This window comes from Nautilia sp. PV-1 (assembly GCF_004006315.1).
In the GTDB taxonomy this organism is placed as follows: domain Bacteria; phylum Campylobacterota; class Campylobacteria; order Campylobacterales; family Nautiliaceae; genus Nautilia; species Nautilia profundicola_A.
In genome coordinates, this window is the sequence record NZ_CP026530.1 from 347,637 (window position 1) to 369,056 (window position 21,420).

The following is a 21,420-nucleotide window of genomic DNA, read 5'->3' on the forward strand; positions in this document are numbered from 1 at the left end:
TGTATCTAACAGGAGAGTCTGTTTAGATCATCCAGAGTATTGATATTTACAAGTTCTTTTTTATTTATAACCGTTTTTCTTTTGTTTATATCGAATATTCTCATTTTGCCTTTCAGGTTTTCTCTTATTTTCGGAAGCATTGTGTAGTCGTAATATCCTATCAGAGGATTGTCGGAAGCCACTGATTTTTTTCTTAGCAGTTTTATTATGCTTTTTTCATTTATATTCGGAGTGTCAACGCTTAAAATAAATATTTTTTTATATTTTTTTACTATTTCTTCCAAAGCCGGAAGAGGCGCGTAAATATCTGATTTTTCTATAAAAAAAGGATAATTTCTGAATTTTTTGTATTTTGCTGCAAAATATACATTTTTGAAGATTTTTTTGCATTTATCGTATTGGAGTTTATAAAAAAGTAAGGCTTTGTCGTCTTTTTCGCTTCCGAATCTGCTGGATCTGCCTCCCACGAGAATAAAGCAGGGAACATCGAAGTGAAAGGTGTAAAGTGGAGAGTGAAAAGTGTTAAATTTCTTATATTTTAATTTTGCATTTTTCATTTTTAACTTTTAATTTCTTTCTCCATTCTTTTGAAAGTTCCGCTTTTCCCGCCGGATTTATATTCGAGTTTGATATCGCTTATCACCATTTCACGGTCAATTGCCTTTGCCATGTCGTAAATGGTAAGAAGACCGACGCTTACAGCTGTAAGAGCTTCCATTTCTATTCCGGTTTTTGAGGTTGTTTTAGCCGTTGCGGTTATTTTAAATCCGTCTTCGGTTTCTTCCACGTCTACGTCAACGCCGTCAATTAAAATATTATGACACATAGGAATCAGCTCGCTTGTTTTTTTGCTTCCCATAATAGCTGCTATTATTGCCGTTTGTAAAACGGCGCCTTTTTTTGTTTTTTCTTTTAAAATTGCTTCTTTTGTTTCTTTTTTCATATGAATGGTGCCGCTTGCCGTTGCTATTCTTTTTGTGATTTCTTTATCTCCGACGTCTACCATTTTAGGATTGTGTTTTTCGTTAATATGCGTTAGATCCATACCAGGCCTTTTTTTCATAATAATATCAAAAAGGAGAGAGAAAAAGGAGTAAATTAGAATTTATAATTAATCTGTGTTTTAATAGCGGTAGAATCGTCAGTGCTTATATCGCTGCTGTATTTATCCAGGCATAATTCTGCTGAAAAATTATCATTAAACGCATAATCCGTATAAAAATCTATTTCGTTTGCTTTTTTGTCCTGGAATTTTATGTGTCCCAGATTAATGGTAAAAGAGAGTTTGTCATTCACATTTAGGGTTGAACTTGCATATACGGTTTTAGCGTCTTTTTCGAATATATGGTTACCTTCTTCCAGAGGATTCATATTGTCATAAACGTTTCTTGCTATAGTCATTGAGCTGAGTCCGCCGTTTTTATCTGTCTGGATATATCCTAATGTCAAAGAAGCAGGATCGGCGCTGTAAGAGCCTTCAATATTAAAATAGCTTCCGTTTGGTTTATTTGTAAGCTCGTTGCTTTTTGAATAAACCGCTTTTAAAGAACAGCTGTTTTGCTGTATATTTATTGTGGTACCGTACCAGTTTGCCAGATCAGGGGCGTTGTAAAAATACACCTGTCCTTTTATGTTTCCTGATTTTGCTTCTAATGTAATTACGTTTAAACCGTCGTTTCCGTTGATTTGTTTAAACTGTTTTAACGGAGCATGGTTATTTGCCCTTGCGTGTCTGTATGTATGTAATACTTCCAGATTTGTATTTGCCGTCGGTTTCATATTAAGTTTGATTTCTTCCTGATATCCGTGTATCCACTGCAGAACTTCTTTTTTTCTTCCGAGTACTATATTGAAATTGTTTCCGAAAAACGTAAGGTTAGCCGTACTCAGAATGGCTTTTGTAGTATTGTCGTAATCGCCGTTGTAGAGCTCATAAAACCTGTCATTCGCTCTGAAACCTAAATTCAGCTGAATATTGTTTTCTTTTTTGCTTTTAAAGTTTAAACCCACTGAATACATTCCAAATCCGCTGTCTTGTGCGTTTTTGAAATTGTATCTTTCATAATGAATTGCAAAACTTCCTTTATACGTACCCTGTTTGAAGGCGGTATCTATAGGATTTGCAAAAAGAAATGATGAAATTAAAGCAATGCTTAAGTATTTGTTCATTGTGTCTCCTTCGTTATATATTTTCTTATATAGCGAATGGTATATATTTATTTTTAATAATAAATTAAGAAAAAAAGTTCTTGTATAAATTCAGAATAGGAAGTTGAGTTTTATTATAAAATCTTTTTTAAATTGAAGTGTAAAACGCTCCAGAGAATGGAGCCTACAATAAAACCTACAAGAGGAGGGAACTTGACAATGTTCAGCACTATCATTGTTATAAGAAGCGATATTATTAATGCAAGTATGTCTTTTTTCAAAGCTCGCCTTCTAAAAATTTATTTATATAATGAACAGACAGATACCATACTGCAGTGCCTGCGATAATATTCCAAACGATATTTTTAATCCATGCCGTGGCAAAATACGAAATAACCCCGGCAATTATCCATACGGATAATGTTTTCATTTTATTAAACTCCATATCATTTTAAATGCTATTATATATAAAAGTATACCGATTATTTTTTTAATCTGCTGCTGGTTCAGTTTAAAATGCATAAAATAATTGCCTATGTATCCTCCAAGAACGGCTCCTAATGCCGCTACAGTTAATATACCCCAATCGAATTTGACGAAACTCATATATGTTAAAAATGCCGCAAACGTTGAAAAAGGAATTACAAAGCTCATAGTGACGGCCAGTTTTTTGGCGTCAAATCCTAAAAGTATCATAATAGGCATCAGTAAAGCGCCGCCTCCTATACCTAAAAGTCCGCTTATAAAGCCTACTACGGCTCCTATCAGCACCATTACCCACTGTTTGTCGTATTGAAATTTCTGCTCTTTTTTCCCAAATAAAATCATACTGCCGCTGAATAGCAAAAAAACAGCAAACAGCCATTTTACCTCATGTACGGGTATATGTTTTGAATACATTGCTCCAAGAGGGGCGAAAGCTGCAAGAGACACTGCCAAAGGAAGAGCGAATTTAATGTCAAGTACTTTTCTTTTTATATTCATAATTGTGGCGGTAATGGTGGTGGAGGTGTTTACGAAAAGACCTATTGCTTTTGCAAAATTAAATTCAATTCCCATCCAGTGCATTACAGGCACCATCGCCGTTGCGCTTCCGACTCCGCCGAGTGCAAAAAAAGCGCTTAAAACGGTTGAAATCAGAAAAATTTCTAAATAAAACATTTTAAACCTTTTGATTAATTTATGGAAAATAAAAGAAAAGACAACCGGAAAATTTTAATTTTCCAGAAATTTTTTGGCTTCACCGCCTTTTAACTTAGCCATAAGCTCAAGCAGACCTTCTTCTAAAAATTTTGCATTAAAACCATTTTCTTTAAGAAAGGCTGCTGCAAAAGGTGAACGCCCTTTGCCGGGGCATGCCGTTACTATCAGTTTGTCTTTTGGAAGTTTGTCAAGGTTTGATTCCAATTCTTCCGGCGTCATTTCCGTTGTAAATTTAAGACCCCAAACTTTTTTTTCAAAAGGCATTCTTATATCTATCAATACAGCTTTATTTTCTTTATAAAGCTTTAAAAATTCTTCTATATTAGTTCTTAATTCATTATATCCGGCAGGTGTTGCGTATTTGAGCATATATTCTCCTTTAATTATTTATTTTTTATCTTCAATTTTTTCAAAAACATTTGTTTTTTTATTTTTAGGATCTGTTGAATAAGCTATCATTGGAACATATACAAGTGTTAATAATGTACCGATTAATAATCCACCTACGGCTACATCTGCAATAGGTGAAAGTCTTTCAAGCCCTATGGCTTGTTCAAGGGCAATAGGAATCATTCCGGCTATTGTTCCGAAAGCAGTCATCATTACAGGTCTGAATCTTACTTTGATAGCCGTAATAGCGCTTTCAAACGGAGTTTTACCTTCTTTTTCGAATTCTTTATAAAAGTCTATTAAAAGTACTGCGTTTTTGATAATAATACCGAAAAGCAGCAGCAAACCTACCATACTAGGCATACAGGAAGGTTTGTGTGCAATTAACAGTGCCCAGCTTCCCCCAATCATTGAAAGCGGAAGCACTATTATCATAATAAGCGATAATCTCAATGACTGATATACGACCATCAGTGTCATTATAAGGATAATTACACCGATAGCAACTGCTTTTATCAGTCTTGAAAATGCGTCGTTAAGCTCTTTCATATCACCCTGCTGAGAATAGTGGGTAATACCGTGTTTATGCAGTAATTTATCGGCATCGGTGGTAATTTTACTGATAGGTCTTTTAACCCTGTAAGCCTGTGCTTCAATTGCGTACTGTAAATCAAATCTGTCGATTTTATTGTATGTGAAATGAGTTTTTATTTTCGCTACGGCGCTAAGAGGAATTACTCCTTTTGGCGTATCAATAGGAAGGAGTTTAAGCGTTTGTATGTTTTTGCCGAAATCTCCCGCAAATCTTACCCTTACAAACTGTACGTTCATAGAGCTTAATTTACTTGAAATTGCCGCCGGCTGATCTTTAAGGGCTATTTGGTAAACAATTGCTCCAGGAGTCAGACCGTAGCTTAAGGCTTTGTTTTTATCAATTTCTATAACTGCTTCTTTATAGTCTTTATCCCAACTTATCTGGGTTGTTGTAAGCCCCTTAATGTTTTGTATGATTTTTTCTGCTTCATGTGCAAGTTTAGGCAGATCTTGATAATTGTCGCTTCTAAATTGTACGGCTAAAGGAGCTGAAATTGTAGAAAGCGCAGTTGCACCGAAATCGAATACGTTTAGGTATTTGATTCCTTCGATTTTGGCAAGCTGATTTCTTACTTCGTTTTCAAGCTGCCATATAGTTTTTTTTCTGTGAAATCTGTCTACGGCTATAATTGTCATCATTACACTGTTTCCGCTTCCGCCTCCCCCTATTGAAAGGACTCCTTTTTCTGTACCGATGGCAACAGAACTTTGTACCAGCCAAGGCTGTTTATTAAGCCATTTGAAAAACGGTTTAAGTCTGTTTTCACTTTCGTTTGCGTTTAAATTACTTGAAAATTCCACTTTTGCTTTCATAATACCTGTATCCATAGGAGGCATTACATCTCTTCCGATAAGAGGCATAACAGTTTTCATACTGATCATTAAAACTATCATTGCTCCGGCGATTAATACCATTCTTCTTAATACGTAGAATTTTCCGTTAGTCCATTTAATGATTCCTACGTATGGGATAATAAGTTTACCTATTGTGTTTTGATACATTCTTTCAAAGAATTTTTCTATTTTGCTTTTTTCGAATCCGTTTTTATACAGATAATTTGACAGTATAGGAATAAACGTTACGGATAAAAACCAGCTTATAAGAAGTGAAACTATAAGTGTTTCGATTAGCGGACGGAATATTTTTTGAGGATATCCTCCTACGAACATTAACGGGAACACGATTGCGATGGTTGAGATTGTCCCTGCGAAAATAGGAAGAAGAACTTCTTTGGTTCCGTTATAAATGGCGTTTTTAAGCTCATCTCCCTCTTCGAGATGCCTTTCAATGTTTTCAAGTACGACCACGGCGTCGTCTGTAAGCATTCCGAGTGCCAGGATAATGGCGGTGTAAATAACGATATTTAGACCTTGTCCGGTTAGATATAAAAACGCCAATACTCCGAAAAATACCATTGGAATGGATAAAGAAGCCGCAATCAAAGCTCTGAAGTTTCCTAAGAAAATCATAAGTACAAGCAGTGTATAAAAGATTGCATCCCTGAGAGCTTCAAGCATGTTTGTATTCGAAGTTTCTACAAGTGTTCTTTGAGTATCAGAAATGCTTACTTTAATATTAGGATAATTTTTTTCTATTTTTTTCATAATTTCCCTGGCGGCGTCACTGGTTCCCAGAACACTTCCCCCCGGGGCTCTTTCTACGGAAATTGCTATAGCGGGAGTATCGTTTCCTATATATGTACTGTTGTTTGTTTTATAATTCCATGAAATATTTGCTACGTCGCTTAATTTAACGTTAGGTTTTATAAACATGTTTTTTAGTTTTTTAACATCGCTTTCGTCTCCGTAAAATGAAAGCGTAATAAAGTTGTTTTTGTTTTTTATAAACCCTATAGGGAAATCTCTGTCAGTAGTCTGCAGAACTTTTAAAAGATTATCAAAGGAAATTTTATATTTCTGCAGTTTAAGCGGGTCTATTTTGATCATTATTGCGCTTTGATAACCGCCGAAAACTTCCACGTTTCCGATATCTTTACTGTTAAGAAGTCTAGGTTTTATAAAACTGTCGGCTATTTTTCGTATTTCCGGCAGTGTAATTGAGCTGTTTTTAGGACTCAGTGCAAAAACGTCCACAGGAGCGGTGAAGTCTCCCACAAGATACAGTGCGGGGGTAGAGCCCTGAGGCAGTTTGTCTTTTATACGGTTTAGCGCGTTGCTGACGTCAACCGCAGATGCCTGAAGTGTTTTGGTGTAGTCGAATACTACGTGTACTATAGAAAAGTTGGCCACGTTAGTGGATTTTATTTCATACACATGACTTAATGTGGCCATTTCTTCTTCAATAGGTTTTGAAACAGTAGTGGCAACAACGTTTGCGGGTGCTCCCGGAACCTGGGTAAATATAACCACTTCCGGTCTGTTTGCGTCCGGAAAGAGGTTTTTAGGCATTTTAAAAAGACCTATAAGTCCGAAAACGAACATAACCGCAATGATTGCAAAGAGGAAATGTCTTCGTTTATAAAAATATTCAAACATTTTTATCCTTTAAATTGATGGATTCGTTTATTGACATATATATTTTCATTTTTAATTCTCTATTTTTATCGTATGTCCGGCTTTTATTTTTAAAAGCAGATCAGGCTCTGCAAGAATCACCGGCGTATTTATTTTTTCTTTTATCGCAACTACTTTTTTGCCCTGGGCGATAATATGAACCGGTTTTACCTCGGCTTTGTTGCCGTCAGGTATAAATACATAATTTTTATTTCCTATTGTCAATACCGCTTTATAAGGAAGCGCAGTGGCTTTTCCTTTGAATTCCACTACATCTATATCAACTCTTTCTCCAGGTAAAAGAGTGTTGTCTTTAACTTCGGCTTTGAATGTTTTAAGTCCTTCAAACGTTGAATTTAGAGGAATTAAAGAATATTCTTTGTTTTTGTAAATTATCTCTTTTCTGTCTTGAGGGAGAGCTATGAACAGATAGTTTCCTTTATTTGACGTAATTTTAAGAATAGGTTTTCCAGGAAACGCATTATCGTCTTTATTTAGAAATTTTGCGCTTATTACACCGTTAATAGGCGATTTTAACGTTGTGTATGTCAGGTTTTGCAAAATAGCGTTTTTATTGGCTTTGGCAGCTTTCAAAGAGTTTTTAGTAGCATTTATAGATGCTTTTAGCTCAGCTATTTTATTTTCTTCGCTTTGATACTGCTCAATTGAAGCCATTTTTACAGCAAGCAGTTTTTTTGTTCTTTCATGCGTTAAAAGAAGATTGTCAAGTGATATTTTCTGGGCTCTTAGTTTGTCTTTTAACGATTTGATGTTTTCATCTATTTCTTTTAGTTTTGCTTTTAAGTCGCTGCTGTCTATTCTGGCAACTATATCGCCTTTTTTTACTTTGTCACCGAGATTTTTAACATAAGTGATTCTTCCCGCAAATTTCGAATTTACGATAACTTCGTTTGAATTCTTCACCGTAGCAAGATACGGCAGCGAAAGTGTCAGGTTTTTTTCCTGAGGCTGGTATGTTTTAACAATTATAGGATATACCAGAGCTTTGTGCATTTTGGCTTCTTCGGCCTTTCTTACTTTTACAAGTTTAACGGCTCCTCCTATAAGAACCGCCGCTATTACGATTGGTACGATTATTTTTAATGCTTTCATTTGAACACCTTTTTAAGATTTTTTCCGTATATAAACGCTTTTTGAGCTATTAATGAATTTTTTAATGCGATTAGGCTTGCATAATCGGCTCTGGCTTTTGCCAGATCGTTTTCATATCCTAAATATTCGTCTACAGTCATTCTGTTTAATTTAAACGCCACTTTTGCTCCTTTTAACAGTTCTTCTTTCAGAGAAATAGACTCTTTTGTTAAAAGAAGCTGTTTTTTTATCTGTTTTAGGTTTTTGTTTATGTTTATAATCTGGGAAGTCAGTTCGTTTAAGGTTTTTTGTATCTGAAGCTGTGTTTTTGTCTGTGAAATTTTTGCTTTTTGAACTTCCGAATTGTTTTTTCTATTGAATATATCCCAGCTTACATATATTCCGGCACTGGCATAATTTAAAGCTAAATTGTCGTCATTGTTGTATGCTTTGGCAAACGCACGGTTTCCCTGTATTTTAAGAGATACTTTAGGAAGGTATGCGTCTTTTTTTGATTTTATTTCGTAATATGTGGCTTTTAAATTTTCTTTAAGAGGTTTAAGAGCAAAAAATTCGCCTTTTTTTACTTTAAAACTTATGAAATTTACAGGTTTGTTTACATATATGTCGGTCAGTACGTATATTTTGGCTTTTATGTCTTCTATTTTCGTATCGACTTCGCTTATTTTTGTTTTTATCTGATTTAAAGAATCTTTAAGTCTAAGCAGTTTAAATTCCGGTATTCTTCCCACGTTTACGCCTACTTTTATTGCGTTGTATGTGGTTTGTATTGAATTTTGCTGTATTTTCAGCGCTTTTTTTAGATCAAACAGATAATTAAGGTTGCTGATTAAAGTTATAAGAGATGCTTCCCTTTTTAAAAGATTCAGTTTGGCCTGATATTTTGTGGCTTTTAATAAGAAGTCCATTCTTTTTTTATTATCGTATATTTCTTTGATAAAAATCGGCATTGAAATATTAAAACCGATGCGGTAAATGTTTTTTGAAAACGGCAAAGTTCCGTTTGTTTTGAGAAGCATTGCGCTTTCAGTAGGAGGCAGAGGCCTCATGCTTGTAGGTACGTTGAAATGTTCGGCACTGGCGAAAAGAGAAACTTTCGGGTATAAAGAGTTTATAAGCTCTTTTTTGTTCGTTTTCATTTCTTTAATCATAATATTGTCCAGTTTAGTATCCGGCGTTTTTTGTATCGCATCCAGAAGTTTGGTGATTTCTGATGCGTTTAACGTCAGTATCAGTGATGTTAACAGTAGCGTTTTTTTCATTTATGCGCCTTTATGTATTGGATTAGTGTCTGATATATCTCTTCCGTTATATCAAAATCTTTGATTAAATTTTCGGCTTTTACAATACCGGTCATTTTTTCTCTTAGTTTCAGCGTATTGGCGTATGTCGTAAACGTTGAAACTATAACGGTTTGGACGTAAAACGGATTTAAGTCCGTTTCTTTGAGTATTACCGTTAAATGTTTAAGAGTTTTTGAGATGATTTTTAAGGTTTCGTCTTCAAGATGTACGGCTTCGCTTGTAATTTCTTTTGCGAAAAGTTTTGCCATACAAGGATTTTTGATAAAAAACTCACCCAGCGTATAGATATAGTTTTTTATATTCTCTTCCAATGTCGACTTAAATTCAAAAGATAGTTTTTTGAATTTTTCTACAAAAATTTCATTGTATAGCTTTTTTTTGTTTTTAAAATGATAATAAATAGCCGGTTTGGTAATTCCGGCTTCTTTGGCTATCTCTTCCAAAGAAGTGTTTTCATAGCCGTTGTTTGCGAACAGTTTAATGGATACTTTTAAAATTTCGTCTTTTGTGGCCATTTTTTTCCTTACTTACTAGTCAGTAAATACAATTATAATACTTTTTTGATAAAATAGCAAGAAAAAAAGGGTAAGAATGAAAAAGTTACTGTTAATAGGGTTAAGCGCGGCTGTTTTGTTTGCGGCTTCTAATGAAGATATTAATAAAAAACTGGACCTACTGCTTCAAAAAATTGAACAGCTTGAGAAAAAAGTTGATAAAAAAGACGCTGAAATAAATCAGTTAAAACAAGAAATCCAGACACAGCAAAAAGAGATTAAAAAAAGCAATGAAGAAGTGAAAAAAGAGGTTAAAACCCAGCTTGCCACAAAAAGCTGCAAAAAAATCAAAGTTGTAAACCTAAAATATAAATATCATGACGAAGTGTTGCCTTATTATGATTTAACTGTAACATTAAAAAACACATATCCTAAAAAGATAGTATATCTTTCAGGGAATCTTTTCGTTGAAGATAAAGACGGTGTAAAAATTTTGCAGGATTACATAAAAAGAAAAGTAGATCTTCCTGTCGGAGCGGAAATTACCATACATAAAACACATCAGTTAAATTCTGATTTGGAAAAATATTTGGCAACTGAAAATCCTAAAAATCTGAAAATATATTTTGAAGTAATAAAAGCCAAATTTGCAGACGGAACAAACGTAGAGTGCGGAATATTCTAGCACTCTGTTTTTTCATTTAATATTTTAAGCTCTTTGCATGTAAAGCCGGCTTTGAGTCTGGCCGCTACATTTAAATCTTTTTTCTTCCAGTCTTTAAAAAAACTGTCGACTATTTTAAAATACGTTTCTACCGGTTCGAGATTTTGGCGTTTGCACTCGAATTTAAACCATTTGTCTCCTTTTTTGACATGAGGGATTTCTTCTTTAAGTATTACAAGCAGAGCTTCGATTAGCTCATTTGCAAACGGATCGTTTGTTTTTTGAAGTTTTTTTATTATTTTTTCATTGGCGTCAAGTCCTCCGGCTTCGTACCATCTCGGTATTATTGCCATTCTGCTTAAAAGGTCCTGTGTTTTTTGACTGGCTTCGAATAAAGAGTTATGAACGGGGAAATCTCCGTATTTATAACCGGTTTTTTGTAAAAGTGAATTTATCATCTGAAAATGTCTAATTTCATCTTCCGCCACTTCGAGCCAGTCGAAGTAAAATTCTTCCGGCAGATTTCTGAATCTGTAGCAGGCGTCAAGCGCCAGATCGATTGCGCTGTATTCTATATGAACAATTGCATGTAAAAGCACGGCTTTTTTTTCATTTGTTTCAAATCCTCTTCTTCTAGGCACTCTTGAGGGATGGACTATTTCGCAAAAATCCGCATAGCTCGGTTTTGTAAATGTTTCAGGCTGTTTGTCTGATGTGAAATTTAAATTTTCTTTATTATTCCAAAGCTCGTAAAACATTTCGAATTTTTTATTTATATCGCTGCACTTTATAATTTTTTCTAAATTTTCATAAAAAAACATTCATTTATCCTTTTTTGTGCTACAATTTTCAAAAGCGTTATATTTTGTTATATATAACCAAAAACGTTATTTTATTATAACATTAAAGGCAGGGAATGTTAATTGATAAATTCGACAGAAAAATAGACTATATCAGGGTTTCGGTTACAAGCAGATGTAATTTCAGGTGTCTTTACTGTATGCCTAACACTCCGTTTGAATGGGAACCTCACGAAAACATACTCAGATACGAAGAGATGTTTGAATTTCTGAAACTCGCGATTGACGAAGGAATCAAAAAAATAAGAATTACAGGCGGAGAACCGCTTCTAAGAAAAGATTTGGACGTATTCGTAAAAATGCTTCACGATTATAAACCTGATCTGGATCTGGCTCTTACAACAAACGGCTATTATCTTAAAGAATACGCAAAGGTGTTAAAAGACGCAGGGCTTAAAAGGGTCAATATGTCCCTTGATTCCCTAAAGCCGGAAGTAGCGGCTAGAATAGCTCAGAAAGATATGTTAAAAAGAGTTATGGAAGGGCTGGACGAAGCTTTGGACGCGGGGCTTAAAGTAAAGCTCAATACGGTTGTAATGAACGGAATAAACGACGGTGAAATTGTTGATTTGTTAGATTTTGCCAAAAGTAAGAACGTAATAATCAGATTTATTGAATTTATGGAAAACGAAAGAGCTTATCCCGGAATCAAAAGAGTGGATTCAAAAATAATTCTAGATAAAATAAAAGAAAAGTATTCATTTAAAGAACTGCCTAAAGATAACAGCGCAAGCAGATATTTCGAAATGGAAGACGGTTATGTTTTCGGTATAATCGAACCGCACAACGAAGATTTTTGTAAAAGCTGCAACAGAATCCGTCTGACTGCCGAAGGGTATCTGATTCCGTGTCTTTTCTTTACGGAAAGCTACAATATAAAAGAAGCGTTAAGAGCGGGGGATATTAATAAAGCGGCGCATATATTAAAAGAAGTTGTTGCAAACAAACCCGAAAAAAACGACTGGCAGGATGAAGAAGTGTCAACACGAGCGTTTTGGGAAACCGGAGGATAATTATTCAATGGAAAATGTAAAATGGAAAGTTAAAAATGTAAAATGTAGGTAATATTGAAAATAAATTAGAAGACTACAATCATATAAATCCAAATAACTAGTATACTAATACACTGATAACAAATAACTAATACACCAATATTTAAAAGGAGGGGAATGGAAGAGATTAAAAAAGCGGCAAGAGCCATCAGGGAAGCTAAATATATGCTTATAACCGCGGGAGCCGGAATGGGCGTTGACAGCGGGCTTCCTGATTTCAGGGGGAATGAAGGCTTTTGGAAAGCATATCCTATTGCCGAAAAACTAGGTCTTAGTTTTCAGGCCCTAGCGAATCCCAGATGGTTTGATATAAACCCGCGCCTTGCCTGGGCTTTTTACGGACACAGGCTTAATATGTATAGAAATACCGAACCTCATGAAGGTTTTAAAATACTTTTAACCATGCCTCACAGTAAATTTGTTTTTACTTCCAATGTTGACGGACATTTTCAAAAAGCGGGTTTCAGCGAGCTTAAAGTGGTTGAAATACATGGAAGTATACATTATCTGCAGTGCAGCGAGCCGTGCAGCGATTCAATATGGGAAAACAGGGAGAATATTGAGATTGACGAAGAAAAGTTCGAAGCGCTTAATTTCCCTCTTTGTAAAAACTGTAAAAATATCGCTAGACCTAATATTCTGATGTTCAGCGATTTAAGGTTTGTAGATAAAAGAGTGGATTTGCAGCTTGCAAGATTTGAATACTGGCTTTCTCAAATTGACGATAAACTTGTTATAATTGAAATCGGTGCAGGCAAAGCAGTGCCTACAGTCAGAATGATGAGTGAAAAAGTTAAAAGAAATTTTGACGCCACGCTCATAAGAATAAATCCTTTAGAAGCCGAAGGCGCCGATATACAGATAAAAAAAGGCGCATTGGACGCTTTGAGGGAAATCAGAAAGTATATGTAAAGGACAAGAATGAAAAAAATCGCATTAATCGGTCTGGTATCTTTGGCTTTTGCGTTTAACCTTAATCAGGTATATAAATGCGAAACTTTAGGAATCAGTTTTAAAGACAATAACAAAACATACAACGTGCCAAACAACGAAAAAACCAAAAAACAGCTTCAAAACAGTCTAAAAGAACTATACAGTGTTCAAATTAAACCGGAAAAAAGTTCTTTGGTTGTTTACGTAGGTAAAAAAAGCGATACTTTGAGTTATGTTAAAACAATAGATAAAAAAGTAAAACTGTATAAAACAAAAGCTTCAGATCTTTTTATTTTGACTGATCCCAAATCTTCACAGATAGGTTTAAGCATACCTTCTCAAAAAATGATTATTTACTATCAGTGTAAATGACAGTTTTTGTTTACGGCAGTTTAAAACAAAATAAAAAACTTCACGACTTTCTCAAAAACGCCGAGTTTTTGGGAAAAGCCGTAACATGTAAAAAATATCCTCTTATTTTAAGCCCTTCCGGATGGTATCCATATCTGCTTAATATTCCTAATACCGGTTTTAATATCAAAGGCGAAGTGTATAAAATAAATTATAATCTGTTAAAAAAACTGGACAGGCTTGAAGAAGTGCCTTTTTATTACAAAAGAAAACGTATTTGTGTTAAAATTAACAGTAAAAGCATATCGGCATGGGTGTATTTTTATGCCGGTAATAAAAAGTTTCTTGTTAAAGACCTTATTGAAGAGTTTTAGTTTAAGTACGGTTGAGGTTGTAGTTTTACAATAAAAGAAAAAAAGGCCGTTATGAAAAGAAGAATATTAATAGTGGAAGACGATATCACGTTAAATGAAACGCTTAAAGAGTTTTTAGAATATAACAACTTTAAAACAATCAGCGTATATGACGGAGACAGTGCAGTAAGCGAAGCGTATGAGAACCTTTACGATTTGATTTTGCTTGATATTAAACTTCCAGGAATGAACGGTTTTGACGCGGCTAAAGAGATTAGAAAATTTTCTGACGCTCCCATTATTTTTATAACATCCCTTGACAGTGAAAAAGACGTTGAAAAAGGCTTCATAAGCGGAGGAGACGATTATATAAGAAAACCTTTTTCGTTAAAAGAGCTGAAACTCAGGATAGACGCCGTGTTTAGAAGAATCTACGGCAACAGCGAGAAAGTTGATTTAGGAGACAGGTTTGAGTTTGATGTTATAAATATGGAACTTTTAAAAAATTCCGAACCCGTACATCTCAAAACCAAAGTCGTCAAATTATTAAATCTATTTATAAAACACAAGGGTGAGGTGTTGAGCAAAGAGCAGATATTCAACGAAATATACGATTACAACGAAACTCCTAACGAAGCGTCTTTAAGAACTTTTGTTAAAACTTTAAGATCCGTTTTGGGCAATGATAAAATACAAACGGTAAAAGAAGTGGGGTATAAATTTGTCGGCTGAGAAAAAAAGTTTAAGAAGGTTTTTGTTTATATATATTATATCTACACTGCTGCTTGCCGGGATAGGCGAGTGGTTTTATTTCAAATCCAAATACCATGCGCAGATAGATTCCCAGATTTTACAGCTTAGTAATGAACTTAAGCTTTTTTTGGCGGAAAACAAGGGAATGCTTAGAAAATTAAGATTTTCTAATTTAAAAAAAATTCCTGAAATAAAAAATTTAGATATTGCGGTATATAAAGACGGCAGTTATATGTTCGGTAATTTTAAACCGTCAAAAATACATTGGAATAAAGAATACTGGATGGATAGCAACAAAATTTATTATCTTTATACAATGCCTAAAAGATGGGGGAAAGTGGATATTCTGGTTTCCAAGCCTGTCGATAAAAGGCAGATAAAGGAGCTGAAAAATCAGATTATTGTTTTTAACGCTTTTTTACTTATATTTGTGATTTTCGTTGCTTATATGCTTGGAAAGATATTTTTAAAACCTCTTAAAAGCAGCGTTGAAATGCTTGAAGACTTCATACGCGACGCCACACATGAGATGAATACGCCGATAAGCGTTATTCTGACCAATATAGAAATGCTTAAAATGAAAGATATCGAGTCCAAAGAGCTTAGCAGGATAGAGTTTTCGGCTAAAAGACTTGAAAAGATATTTAAAGATCTCGCTTTTGTGAGGCTTAATCACAGACAAAAAAAAGATATCGGCAAAATGAATTTAAAAGAGCTGTTGCAAAACAGAATTACAATATTTAACACCCTTCTTGAAAATAAAAACATAAGACTTCAGAAAAACTGCGAAGACGTGTATGTGGAAGCGGACAGGGAAGATATTATCAGGCTTGTAGACAATCTGCTTTCAAATGCGATTAAATATTCTCCTTCCAATGAAATAGTGATTATCTCCTTAAAAGACGGTGTTTTACAGATGTTCAATAAAGGGAAAATACAAAATATTTCAAAAATTACCAGAAAATTTTACAGGGAAAATAATAATGAAGGCGGTTTTGGGCTGGGACTTTATATTATTAAAAAAATTTGCGACTACTACGGTTTTGAGTTCAGTATCAAAAATGAAAACGGTTTTGTAAAAACACAAGTTTCTTTTAAAACCGGATGAGTTTATATTCAGTTCATTTCATCCTTTTATAATTAGTTAAAACCTATAAGGAGGATGGAATGAAAAAACTAATTATTCCAGTTATTGCAGCGGTTTTCGGAATGCCTCTTATTGCTTCTACATCTTTTTCGCCTATAGAAAAAACTGTTCTTAATATTAAAAAATCGGCTTTAAGTATCAGAGAGAAAAAAGATCTTATTCATATGAGAGAAGAAGAAAAACTGACACACGATGTATATCTGACACTGTATAAAAAATGGAAACTTCCTGTATTTAAAAACATAGCAAAAGCCGAGCAGTGGCATATGCATATGATTAAACTTCTGCTTGATAAATATAACCACCTTCCGGATCCTGTATTTAAAACAGGAGACAGAATAGGAGTATTTAAAAACAGAAAACTTCAAAGACTTTACGACAAACTGGTTGCCAAAGGGTCAAAGAGCCTTATTGACGCTTTAAAAGTCGGAGCCACTATAGAGGATGTGGATATTTATGACCTTAAAAAAGCTATTGAAGATACGGACAATAAAGACATAGCTGTTGTATATAGAAATCTTGAAAAAGGAAGCCGTAACCATATGAGGGCTTTTGTAGGTATTTTAAGAAAATACGGAAGCGATTATACTCCTCAGTATATTTCGTCAAAAGAATTCAGACGTATTTTAAATATGAAACACGAAGCCGGTATGATCGGAAGCGTTCAATACGGTTCGGGAGAGATTTACGGAAAAGTATTGAAAGTATATAAAACTCCCGGAATTAAAAACAGAAAAATAAACTGGTGGATTGTTGAGGTTAAAACCCCAAAAGGTATTTTAAAAGCGGCGGTTACTACGGATTTCGTTTATAAAAAACTGAACGTTAAACCGGGTGATAGAGTTGAATTGAAAGGTTATAACGGAATATACGGTTTCGTAACATGCGAAATAGAGGATAAAACAAGCGGATTTGAGCATAAAAACAGCTTTAAAAGGTGTAGAAAATGAAAAGAAAATGGATAGACCTGCTGCTGTTTTACGTAATGGTTATGATTATTGTAAGCGGTATAGTTTTATATATTATGCCGCACGGCCGGGTGGCTTATTTTACCGGCTGGAAATTTTTGGGTGTTGACAAGGACGGATGGGATAATATTCACGTTATTTTCGGCTTTTTAATGGTTGTAGTTGCCGTATGGCATATTATTGTAAACTGGAAAGTTATGAAAAAATACCTTTTGCAAAAAGAGTCTGTTTTTGCCCTGCTTATTACTGCGGTTATTACAATAGGCACCGTTGCGAATATTCAGCTGTTTAAGAGCGTGAGCGATTTGGAAGAAACGATTAAAAATTCATGGGATGTGAATAAAAAAGCGATTCCAATTTCGCACGGTGAACTGCTTAGTCTTAAAGATTTTTGCGAAAGACTTAATATTAATCTGAATAAAGCCGTGCAGAAACTTAAATCTAAAAGATACAGTTTTAATATAAACGATACGTTAAAAACCATTGCCAAAAACAACAATACAACACCGGCAGACATTTATGAAGTTATTAAAAACGCAAAAACCGTTTCACTTCTGCAGGGAAGCGGTTTTGGAAGAATGACTTTAAAAGAAGTGTGTCAAAAAGAGGGTGTCGATGTTAACGTATGTGTTAAAAAACTAGAATCCAAAGGCATAAAAGCTTCAGCTGACAAAACACTTAGAGAAATTGCTTTTCCTAACGTAATTACACCTATGGATATTATAGATATGATTAAAAATTAGAGTTTATATACAGTTTACGTTATGTAAATAAAATTGCGAAAAACAATATCTATAAAAGGGTTGATATGAAAATAAAAATACTTGCTTTTTTGATGCTGGCGGTGAATCTTTTTGCTCTTACGCCTAAAGAAAAACACGCTTTGAATTATATGTATCAGGAAGAAAAACTTGCACGCGACGTATATTTTGAACTTGGAAAAATGTATCCGGATTTGAGGGTGTTTAATATATACCGTTCTGAGATTATGCATGAAAACAGTGTCGCTAACGTAATGAAACATTACGGGCTGCCTCTTCCTGTAAGAGGAGACAAAGTCGGTAAATTTGTAAATCCTGAGCTTCAGAAACTTTATGACGAACTGATTGCAAAAGGGAAAAAATCTCTCAAAGACGCACTTGAAGTGGGAATTATGGTTGAGGTTACGGATGTTAACGATTTAAACAAATATTTATATAATGCCGTGTCTCCGGATGTGATAGCTCTATTTAAATTTTTAAGAGCCGGAAGCTATAATCATTATAATGCATTTAACAGGACTCTTATTTCTGTAACAGGCAAAAGCGCATGTCAGTTAATGAGTAAAGAATGGTGTAAACATTATCCGTTTCAAAGAGGTGTCGGAAGAAAATATATCAATTATTACTGGTTTGCTGGCAAAGGTATGATGAGAAGATAAGGGCTGAATTATATAGCCCTTTTGAATTCAGGATAACTTTCAATCCCGCATTCACTGACGTCTAATCCTTCAACCTCATCTTCTTCATTTGCCCTGAAGGCAACTATTTTATTTATAATATAAATAACTACAAAAGAAGCAACAAAAGCAAAAACTCCGACTACAACAATACCTTTTATCTGAGCTGCAAGACTTACGCCTTTACCCCAGATACCTGTACCGATTGTTCCCCAGATACCGTTTACAAGGTGAACGGAAAGCGCACCGACCGGATCGTCTATTCTTAATTTGTCAAAGAAAGGAACTGCGTAAAATACAAGTGCTCCACCGATTGCTCCGATTGCCAAAGCGGCATAAGGACTGACTACGTCTGCTCCCGCAGTAATGGCTACCAGTCCTCCCAGTGCGCCGTTTAAGATCATAGTAATATCAAGCTTTTTATATGTTAAATAACCCAAAATCATTACCACAAGACCGCCTATTAAACCGGCGTTGTTTGTATTCATTACAACCAATGCCACTGTATCCGCAGCTTCTTTGCTTGAAATGCTTCCAACGCTTCCGCCGTTGAATCCGAACCATCCGATCCAAAGCAGCAGCGCACCAAGCACGACTAACGGAATGTTGCTGGCAGGAATAACTCTTACTTTACCGTCTTTTGAATATCTGCCTTTTCTCGGCCCTATAATTAAAATCGCCGCTAAAAGCGCCCATGCGCCTGTTGAGTGAATTACCGTACTTCCCGCTAAATCATGCATAGCGGAAATATCAAGAAGAGTGCCTTTTAACATGTCCGCACCCCATGTCCAGTTAACGATAAGCGGATAAATAAGCCCGGCCATAAACAGTGTGAATATCGCAAGAGGAACTATTTTAGTTCTTTCACTTACACCGCCGCTCATAATATTGACCGTTTTACCGACGAATGCCATCTGGAATAAAAATGCGGCGTACATACTCATACTTTCTCCGCTCCATCCTCCAAAAGCCAGCGTATATCCCCATAGGAAGAACACAAGGCTTGCCACTATGTAAATCATGGTGTTTACCGTTAAAACGGCAGTTACGTTTTTAGTTCTTACAAGTCCAGCTTCAAGCATTGCGAAGCCGGGAACCATTAAAATAATCAGCGTAAACGCAAACAGCGCAAAAAAGGTATCAATTACCATGCTAAATCCATTTTTTCTCCTTTATATTTTTCTTATCAGCTTTACAACTTAACCTCTTCTCAACTTCACAACTTAACTACTTACTATATCGCTTCTTCGTCTTCTTCGCCCGTTCTGATTCTGATAACTTTTTCCACAGGGCTTACGAATATTTTACCGTCGCCTATTTTGCCGGTTCTTGCAGATTCGCTTATAGTTTCTATTACTTTTTCTACGTCTTCGTCCGCAACAACCAGTTCAAGTTTTACTTTCGGCAGGAAATCTACAATGTATTCCGCACCTCTATAGAGTTCAGCATGTCCCTGCTGTCTTCCGTGACCTTTTACTTCACTTATTGTCATACCGTGAATACCGATATCAAGCAAAGCCTCTTTAACATCATCAAGTTTAAACGGCTTGATAATTGCTTCGATTTTTTTCATAAACACTCCTTTTTTTGGTATATTGTAATTGTATTAAACAACGTTCATTAAAAAAATATTAAAAGTGATTAAATTTTATACAAAAGAGCGGAAATGGATAAAAAAGAATTTTTTTTAGCGGTAAAAAATATAATTGATAAGACCGATCCCTCCAGACTTCTTCAGTATAGTGAAGATGAATATTTCGGCGAGGCCGCAATGATATGCGACAGTATATACCGGAAAAATTTAAATGAAAAAGAGATAACGGAGGTGATTTTGGATACGTTTTATTATATGTTCGGCGATAAAAGCTACTGCAGTAAAAAAGACGCCGAAAAAATGGCGAAAGAGATCAGAGAGAAACTTTTTGAATAAGAAGCTGTGCCTGTTTTAAAGCCTCTTTTGCCTCTTTGTCGCTTACAAGCAGCACTCCCATCCTTCTTCCCGGATGGGCTTCCGGCTTTCCGAATACCACGAATCTTGAATTGATTCTGAAAATAGAAGGGTCGATTTTAAATTCAGGGGTATATGTGTCTTTATCGGCTTTAAACGCCGCGCTGGCTCCCGGAGTTAAAAATTCAAATCCCAAAGGCAGATTTAATACCGCTCTTACGTGAAGGGCAAATTCGCTTTGAGACTGTGTTATAAGCGTAACAAGTCCCGTATCGTGAGGTCTTGGAGAAACTTCTGAAAAATACACTTCATCGCCCTCAACGAACAGTTCAACTCCGAATATACCTCTTCCTCCCAGACCTTCAACGATTTTTCGGGCGATATCTTTTGCTTTGTTTAAAGCCGTTTCGCTCATTTCCATTTCCTGCCATGAGAAAATATAATCCCCTCCGCTTTGAATATGTCCTATAGGCGGACAGAAAACTATTTCACTGTCGTTTTTGGCTGTTAAAAGCGTAATTTCATAATCAAAATGAATAAATTCCTCCACTATAAGCTCATCCGCGCTTCCTCTTGCGTCTTCTTTTGCAAACTCCCATGCTTCTATTACTTCTTCGGGGCTTTTTACTATGCTCTGTCCGTGTCCGGATGAACTCATAATCGGTTTTACGACTACGGGATATCCTAAAGCGTCGCATGCTTTTTGCAGATCTTCCAGGGTTGATACGAATTCGTATTTGGAAGTTTTGAGCCCGAGCGTTTCCGCTGCGAAAACCCTTATATTTTTTCTGTTCATTGTCTTGTTTACGGCTTCTGCGTTGGGAATAACGTGAAACCCTTCTTTTTCGGCTTCAAAAAGAGCTTCTATATTGATAGCTTCAATTTCGGGAAGAATATATGTAGGTTTTTCCCTTTTTATTACATCAAGAACCTGCTCTTTGTTTTTCATATCTATTACATACGATTTTTGGGCAACTAAACTTGCCGGCGCATTCGGATATCTGTCAACGGCTATTACTTCGCATCCGAGCCTGTTTGCTTCTATCGCGACTTCTTTCCCCAGCTCGCCGCTTCCTAAAAGCATTATTTTGACTGAGTTAGACTTAAGAGGAGTAGTGAGTTTCATAAACGTCCTTTTTTAAAGCGATTATAACATTTTTGATATTTATCAAGAAATAAATTATAAAGTATTG

General features: G+C 35.3%; 26 protein-coding genes. 11 read left to right on the forward strand and 15 right to left on the reverse strand.

Going from position 1 to position 21,420, the window contains the following annotated elements; genetic code table 11:
* Window positions 1–5: 5 nt before the first annotated feature.
* The 11 genes from C3L23_RS01905 to C3L23_RS01945 all read right to left on the reverse strand — a co-directional run bounded on the left by C3L23_RS01905 (window position 6) and on the right by C3L23_RS01945 (window position 9,781).
* On the reverse strand, window positions 6–467 hold the full coding sequence (locus C3L23_RS01905; protein WP_246831083.1) for a molybdenum cofactor biosynthesis protein MoaC: 462 nt from the start codon (window positions 465–467) through the stop codon (window positions 6–8).
* Between the two features lie 92 nt (window positions 468–559).
* Window positions 560–1,045, reverse strand: coding sequence for a cyclic pyranopterin monophosphate synthase MoaC (gene moaC / locus C3L23_RS01910; RefSeq protein WP_127679475.1), 486 nt, complete (start codon window positions 1,043–1,045; stop codon window positions 560–562).
* 53 nt (window positions 1,046–1,098) lie between these two features.
* Window positions 1,099–2,169, reverse strand: a complete 1,071-nt coding sequence (locus C3L23_RS01915) for an Opr family porin (protein ID WP_127679476.1) — start codon at window positions 2,167–2,169, stop codon at window positions 1,099–1,101.
* 113 nt (window positions 2,170–2,282) lie between these two features.
* Window positions 2,283–2,429: a hypothetical protein gene (locus C3L23_RS09460; protein ID WP_168175690.1), complete on the reverse strand. Its 147-nt coding sequence runs from the start codon at window positions 2,427–2,429 to the stop codon at window positions 2,283–2,285.
* Window positions 2,426–2,578 (reverse strand): hypothetical protein, encoded by a 153-nt coding sequence (locus C3L23_RS09465; protein ID WP_168175691.1) that lies wholly within the window; start codon window positions 2,576–2,578, stop codon window positions 2,426–2,428. The genes C3L23_RS09460 and C3L23_RS09465 overlap by 4 nt, the downstream gene beginning before the upstream one ends.
* Window positions 2,575–3,309 (reverse strand): sulfite exporter TauE/SafE family protein, encoded by a 735-nt coding sequence (locus C3L23_RS01920; protein ID WP_127679477.1) that lies wholly within the window; start codon window positions 3,307–3,309, stop codon window positions 2,575–2,577. Before C3L23_RS01920 ends, C3L23_RS09465 begins: the two co-directional genes overlap by 4 nt.
* A gap of 54 nt (window positions 3,310–3,363) precedes the next feature.
* On the reverse strand, window positions 3,364–3,720 hold the full coding sequence (locus C3L23_RS01925; RefSeq protein WP_127679478.1) for a rhodanese-like domain-containing protein: 357 nt from the start codon (window positions 3,718–3,720) through the stop codon (window positions 3,364–3,366).
* Between the two features lie 18 nt (window positions 3,721–3,738).
* Window positions 3,739–6,831, reverse strand: coding sequence for an efflux RND transporter permease subunit (locus C3L23_RS01930; protein WP_127679479.1), 3,093 nt, complete (start codon window positions 6,829–6,831; stop codon window positions 3,739–3,741).
* A gap of 51 nt (window positions 6,832–6,882) precedes the next feature.
* Window positions 6,883–7,962: an efflux RND transporter periplasmic adaptor subunit gene (locus C3L23_RS01935; RefSeq protein ID WP_127679480.1), complete on the reverse strand. Its 1,080-nt coding sequence runs from the start codon at window positions 7,960–7,962 to the stop codon at window positions 6,883–6,885.
* Window positions 7,959–9,224 (reverse strand): TolC family protein, encoded by a 1,266-nt coding sequence (locus tag C3L23_RS01940; protein WP_127679481.1) that lies wholly within the window; start codon window positions 9,222–9,224, stop codon window positions 7,959–7,961. The genes C3L23_RS01935 and C3L23_RS01940 overlap by 4 nt, the downstream gene beginning before the upstream one ends.
* Window positions 9,221–9,781 carry a TetR/AcrR family transcriptional regulator gene (locus tag C3L23_RS01945; RefSeq protein WP_127679482.1) on the reverse strand — a complete coding sequence of 187 codons (561 nt, stop codon included), beginning with the start codon at window positions 9,779–9,781 and terminating at the stop codon, window positions 9,221–9,223. Before C3L23_RS01945 ends, C3L23_RS01940 begins: the two co-directional genes overlap by 4 nt.
* A 76-nt stretch (window positions 9,782–9,857) precedes the next feature.
* Here C3L23_RS01945 and C3L23_RS01950 point away from each other — a divergent pair, with 76 nt between their 5' ends.
* Window positions 9,858–10,445 carry a hypothetical protein gene (locus C3L23_RS01950; protein WP_127679483.1) on the forward strand — a complete coding sequence of 196 codons (588 nt, stop codon included), beginning with the start codon at window positions 9,858–9,860 and terminating at the stop codon, window positions 10,443–10,445.
* On the opposite strand, the gene C3L23_RS01955 is transcribed toward C3L23_RS01950, so the two are convergent.
* Window positions 10,442–11,245, reverse strand: coding sequence for a ferritin-like domain-containing protein (locus C3L23_RS01955; RefSeq protein ID WP_127679484.1), 804 nt, complete (start codon window positions 11,243–11,245; stop codon window positions 10,442–10,444). The genes C3L23_RS01950 and C3L23_RS01955 overlap by 4 nt on opposite strands.
* 95 nt (window positions 11,246–11,340) lie before the next feature.
* Between C3L23_RS01955 and moaA the strand changes: the two genes are divergently transcribed.
* The 9 genes from moaA to C3L23_RS02000 all read left to right on the forward strand — a co-directional run bounded on the left by moaA (window position 11,341) and on the right by C3L23_RS02000 (window position 18,261).
* A complete protein-coding gene (moaA, locus tag C3L23_RS01960) occupies window positions 11,341–12,297 on the forward strand; it encodes a GTP 3',8-cyclase MoaA (protein ID WP_127679485.1) in 957 nt (318 codons plus the stop codon).
* Window positions 12,298–12,453: 156 nt separating this feature from the next.
* Window positions 12,454–13,248 carry a Sir2 family NAD-dependent protein deacetylase gene (locus tag C3L23_RS01965; RefSeq protein ID WP_127679486.1) on the forward strand — a complete coding sequence of 265 codons (795 nt, stop codon included), beginning with the start codon at window positions 12,454–12,456 and terminating at the stop codon, window positions 13,246–13,248.
* Between the two features lie 9 nt (window positions 13,249–13,257).
* Window positions 13,258–13,641, forward strand: a complete 384-nt coding sequence (locus tag C3L23_RS01970; protein WP_127679487.1) for a hypothetical protein — start codon at window positions 13,258–13,260, stop codon at window positions 13,639–13,641.
* Window positions 13,638–13,994 carry a gamma-glutamylcyclotransferase gene (locus C3L23_RS01975; RefSeq protein WP_127679488.1) on the forward strand — a complete coding sequence of 119 codons (357 nt, stop codon included), beginning with the start codon at window positions 13,638–13,640 and terminating at the stop codon, window positions 13,992–13,994. The genes C3L23_RS01970 and C3L23_RS01975 overlap by 4 nt, the downstream gene beginning before the upstream one ends.
* A gap of 51 nt (window positions 13,995–14,045) precedes the next feature.
* On the forward strand, window positions 14,046–14,705 hold the full coding sequence (locus C3L23_RS01980) for a response regulator transcription factor (protein WP_127679489.1): 660 nt from the start codon (window positions 14,046–14,048) through the stop codon (window positions 14,703–14,705).
* A gap of 22 nt (window positions 14,706–14,727) precedes the next feature.
* Entirely contained in the window at window positions 14,728–15,834 is a 1,107-nt protein-coding gene (locus C3L23_RS01985; protein ID WP_127679490.1) for a HAMP domain-containing sensor histidine kinase, read from the forward strand.
* Window positions 15,835–15,893: 59 nt separating this feature from the next.
* Window positions 15,894–16,823 carry a DUF2202 domain-containing protein gene (locus tag C3L23_RS01990; RefSeq protein ID WP_127679491.1) on the forward strand — a complete coding sequence of 310 codons (930 nt, stop codon included), beginning with the start codon at window positions 15,894–15,896 and terminating at the stop codon, window positions 16,821–16,823.
* Complete coding sequence (locus C3L23_RS01995) at window positions 16,820–17,584, forward strand: DUF4405 domain-containing protein (RefSeq protein WP_127679492.1); 765 nt, start codon at window positions 16,820–16,822, stop codon at window positions 17,582–17,584. Before C3L23_RS01990 ends, C3L23_RS01995 begins: the two co-directional genes overlap by 4 nt.
* Before the next feature lie 65 nt (window positions 17,585–17,649).
* Window positions 17,650–18,261: a DUF2202 domain-containing protein gene (locus C3L23_RS02000; RefSeq protein WP_127679493.1), complete on the forward strand. Its 612-nt coding sequence runs from the start codon at window positions 17,650–17,652 to the stop codon at window positions 18,259–18,261.
* 8 nt (window positions 18,262–18,269) lie between these two features.
* Here the strand turns inward: C3L23_RS02000 and C3L23_RS02005 are convergent, their stop codons facing one another.
* Window positions 18,270–19,430: an ammonium transporter gene (locus tag C3L23_RS02005; RefSeq protein ID WP_127679494.1), complete on the reverse strand. Its 1,161-nt coding sequence runs from the start codon at window positions 19,428–19,430 to the stop codon at window positions 18,270–18,272.
* Window positions 19,431–19,513: 83 nt separating this feature from the next.
* Window positions 19,514–19,852 carry a P-II family nitrogen regulator gene (locus C3L23_RS02010; protein ID WP_127679495.1) on the reverse strand — a complete coding sequence of 113 codons (339 nt, stop codon included), beginning with the start codon at window positions 19,850–19,852 and terminating at the stop codon, window positions 19,514–19,516.
* 93 nt (window positions 19,853–19,945) lie between these two features.
* Here C3L23_RS02010 and C3L23_RS02015 point away from each other — a divergent pair, with 93 nt between their 5' ends.
* Complete coding sequence (locus C3L23_RS02015) at window positions 19,946–20,209, forward strand: hypothetical protein (protein ID WP_127679496.1); 264 nt, start codon at window positions 19,946–19,948, stop codon at window positions 20,207–20,209.
* On the opposite strand, the gene purT is transcribed toward C3L23_RS02015, so the two are convergent.
* Window positions 20,187–21,353: a formate-dependent phosphoribosylglycinamide formyltransferase gene (purT, locus tag C3L23_RS02020; protein ID WP_127679497.1), complete on the reverse strand. Its 1,167-nt coding sequence runs from the start codon at window positions 21,351–21,353 to the stop codon at window positions 20,187–20,189. The two genes, C3L23_RS02015 and purT, sit on opposite strands and share 23 nt — an antisense overlap.
* Window positions 21,354–21,420: the final 67 nt, after the last annotated feature.